2 protein-coding genes and 1 pseudogene are annotated in these 4124 nt (G+C 37.7%); 1 reads left to right on the plus strand and 2 read right to left on the minus strand.

What is annotated here, in order from left to right; translation table 11 throughout:
- The first annotated feature begins 162 nt into the window (after window positions 1-162).
- The gene (locus tag BN1206_RS05065) at window positions 163-573 is read left to right on the plus strand and encodes a hypothetical protein (RefSeq protein WP_013437978.1); all 411 of its coding nucleotides are present in this window, start codon (window positions 163-165) and stop codon (window positions 571-573) included.
- 48 nt (window positions 574-621) lie between these two features.
- Here the strand turns inward: BN1206_RS05065 and BN1206_RS05070 are convergent, their stop codons facing one another.
- Window positions 622-1947: an APC family permease gene (locus BN1206_RS05070; protein WP_014565871.1), complete on the minus strand. Its 1326-nt coding sequence runs from the start codon at window positions 1945-1947 to the stop codon at window positions 622-624.
- A gap of 307 nt (window positions 1948-2254) precedes the next feature.
- A pseudogene (gene ppc, locus BN1206_RS05075) lies at window positions 2255-4063 on the minus strand (phosphoenolpyruvate carboxylase); the annotation flags it as partial.
- Window positions 4064-4124 lie beyond the last annotated feature (61 nt).

Genomic DNA, 4124 nt, shown 5'->3' on the forward strand with positions numbered 1-4124 from the left:
CTTCTATATAATTCGGCGTATTGATTATTAGGCTTTTCTTGTTCTTGCTTCAGTTGCTCGCAAAAAGCTTTAATACATTCAACCACAAACGCGCCGCGTTCATTGTAGATGGCTTTCATATCATACTAAGGTAGAAGTTCATTACAAGTAAGGATAAACAAAATGTGGGTAGTTTTACTTATAAATACACTAGTAGCAGCTTTTTTAGCTTTCTTCAGTTTTAGAAATAGGCATGAAGCATTTAATTTATTCAACGCTGGCATAGTTTTCATCGTCTTTGGTCTGGTTTTATTAATTAGTGCAATTCCAGTTTTTAAAGATTTCGATACATCATCAGTGTTGATGTTTACTGCAGGTCTTTTGCTTATTGTAGGAATTATTATGCTTATTGTTAGTTGGGTAACCAAATCAGAAAGAGCAGTCAGGATAAAAGACATTGCTGTTACTCTAGCAGTCGCAGCAGTTTGTTCGATATATCTTATTCGAAACTTGAGTATGATAAACGTGATCGTGCCTGAGCTGGCAATGTTCTTGGCGATAGCCTTGTTTGCGGTTGGTTTGAATAAAAATTAACCTGAATATAAAAATAAACCCGTCTCAATATGCTGAGACGGGTTTTGATTATTTCAATCGTTTACTATCCATTCGCTTAACCACATAAAGGACAGGTAAACCAATGACTACAATGCTAACAAATAACAATACACCAGCAGGATCGTTGAACAATTCACTGATTAGTACAAAAAGACCACCAGCGATTGCAACAATTGGTACTAAAGGATAAAGAGGCGTACTAAATGGTCGCTTGTTGTTTTTCTTCCTTAGAATGAAAATACCGAAGAAGGTCATCAAGTAGAAGCAATAGATAGTGAATACACATAAATCTGAAAGGTGATCCGGATCAAAGAAGAGCATCATAATTGTGGCAAGAATGATGATGAAGACCGTGGCGATGATTGGTGATTTTCCTTTTGGAGTTACGTATGAAAGAAGACGTGAAAATGGTAAGTCGCCACGACGTGCCATCGCGTAAACAATTCTAGGGAAAGTAATGATCTTTCCGTTCAAAGTCCCCATCATCGAAATGATGATTCCAATTGAAAGAAGTTTACCACCGATTTCACCAAAGGCCTTAGTTGCAAGATATGAAGTGGTGTTTTCACCGAGACTATGAATCATATTAGCAGGAATAAATCTAAAGATACCAATAGTGATCAAAGTATAAATTACTAATACAGAACTAATACCTAAAATGATTGCCTTAGGAAGTAATTTTTGCGGATTTTTCATTTCGCCACCTAAGTTAGCGATCAGAATCCAACCATCATAACCAAATAAGGTTGCTAAAACTGCAACACCAAAACCGCCAGTTGAACGGTTAACTTCGCTGACTGTTTGGCCCAATGCATCTTGATGACCCCAGAACAAACCAAAGATGATAATCGCCGCAATAGGAATCATTTTGCCGATTGTCGTGATTACCGAAAAGGCTGCAGCAACGTTGTTTTCTAAAAAGTTCATCAAGCCAATGGCGATAATCGTAATCAATGCAACGGGGATGCGCCATTTTGCGTCAATACCAAACAAGTTGGTGATCATGATACTCATAAAACCAGCCACGGAAGCAATGATCGCCGGACCGTAGACAATAACTTGCATCCAACCGGCCAAGAAACCGCAAATTCGGCCATACAGATTCTCGACATAGACATAAAGTCCACCAGTATATGGCATTTGTGCACCGATTTCAGCAATCGTTAATCCAGCGGTTAAGGTGATGACACCACCGAAAATCCAGGCGGCAATCGCCATGGTGGATGACCCGGCACTGTCTAGAATAGAAGCTTGTTTGAAGAAAATTCCGGAACCGATGATAGTCCCAATCACAATTGAAATTGCTGAACCAAAGCCTAATGACCGCCTGAGCTCGTTATTTTCTTTTTCCATAAAAGATACCCTCCTTAAAACAAAAACCGAATCCAGTTTATTCAATAGTTCATTAAATAAAGTGAATTCGGTTTAATCTTTTTTATTTTGTTTAAAGCATACCAAAATCACTCAAGCTGATCAGAGTAACTTGAGGAGGAAGTTGATTCAAAAAAGTTAGTATAAATGCTATACATAAGAATTCCTCGCTTAAACAAAATATTTATTTAAATTTATTATTTTAACTAGAATATCATCTTTGAAATGATTATACAAGAAATAAATAAAAAATAACTTGGTAAATTCGGTTACCAAGTTATTTCTGGTTTTAACCTGAATTACGTAAGCCTGAAGCCACACCATTAATAGTGATAGGTATGATGCTGTGGTAAACACCTTGAATTTCATCTTCACGACCACGTTTGATCATTTCAATTTGAATGTAGTTCAAGATGTTGAAGTAAGGCATTCTATAATCCAAGCTTTGCTTCAATACAGGAGCTTCAGCTAAGAGTTCATCATGATTCTCAATTTGTAAGATGACTTTCTTAGTTAATTTCCATTCTTTGTAAATAATATCAAAGACTTTCTTGGTTTCTTCATCATCACAAAGGTTAGCGTATTCTCTAGCAATATCCATGTTTGACTTAGACAATACCATATCAACATTTGCAAGCAATGAGTTGAAGAATGGCCAACCTTTGTACATTTCTTGTAATTCCTTCAAGTTAGCTGGATCAGCATCGATGAAGTGCTTGAAGGCAGAACCTACACCATACCAGCCAGGAAACATAATTCTACTTTGTGACCAAGAGAATACCCAAGGAATAGCTCTCAAACCAGAGAAGTCAGTCAATTTCTTTCTTGAAGCTGGACGAGAACCAATATTTAAGTTAGAGATTTCCTTGATAGGAGTAGCCTGGAAGAAGTAATCAAGAAAGGCCGGATTCTCAAAGACAAGCTCGCGATAAATCTTGTTGCTTTCATCGACAATCTGATCCATTGATGAACGGAAGTCCTGAATATGATCTTCACTAACGATTTGTTTTGAAACCATTCGATCAATTGCGGCAGAAGCAAGCATTTCCAAGTTGTAGTAGGCAGTGTCTTTATTGCCGTACTTGTTTTGAATGATTTCACCTTGTTCAGTCATACGGATACGATCGTTAATTGACTTGAATGGTTGAGCAGTAATAGCATCGTAAGAAGGACCACCACCACGACCAACGGTACCGCCACGACCGTGCATGTAGGTAATCTTGACACCCATCTTTTCACCGATGGCGGTTAAATCTCTTTGTGCCTTATAAAGGTTCCAGCATGAGGCGAGGTAACCACCATCTTTGTTGGAATCAGAGTAGCCGAGCATGATTTCTTGATAGTTATTTTGGGATGCAAGCCACTTCTTAACGATAGGGAAGTTCAAATATTCAGTTATAATTTCACGTGCATTAAGCAAGTCTTCAACCGTTTCAAATAGTGGGACTACTTGAACACGAGCTTTTTCATTATCTAAAAGGTCATATTCCTTCAACATAACTGCTTGTTCAAGCATGTCAGATACACTTTCAGTGTGAGAAATGATGTGTTGCTTAATAACATCTTCACCCAAGCGATCCTTTAATTGACGTGCAGTCTTGTAGATCTTTAATTCTTTTTGCAACAATTCAGACTTAGGCTTGTTGTTAGCATGTAAATTACGTGGATCATTTTCAAGTTCATTAAGCAAAAGCTTGATCTTTTCATCTTCACTTAAATCGCTGTAATCGTCGCAAATACCAGCACTCTTAAGTAGTTCTGCTACACAAGCTTCATTAACACTCGAATCTTGACGCATATCGATAGTGGCTAAGTGGAAGCCGAAGACATCAATTGCCTCTAAAATTTCAGTAAAGAAACTATGAGTTACAGCTTGATCATGATCTTCATCAAGTGAAGCCTTGATAGTTTCAAGATCAGCCTTAAATTCTTGAGGATCGTTGTAAACAGGAATATTTTCAAGGTTTTCAAGATCGCGTGGCTTGATGAAAATATTCTTATCAACGACGCCTAAAAGTTGCTTTTCTGTGTGAACCAAACGACTTTCAATGTAGTAGAAGGCGCGACGATAAGGTTCATTGGTTCTGAATGGTGAATCAACTAAGAACTTTAAAGAAACTGACTGGGATGCTTATCGTAACAACACCGTTGGTTTTATT

Origin of the sequence: Lactobacillus sp. OTU4228 (genome assembly GCF_001006945.1) — a bacterium.
Classification (GTDB): domain Bacteria; phylum Bacillota; class Bacilli; order Lactobacillales; family Lactobacillaceae; genus Lactobacillus; species Lactobacillus amylovorus.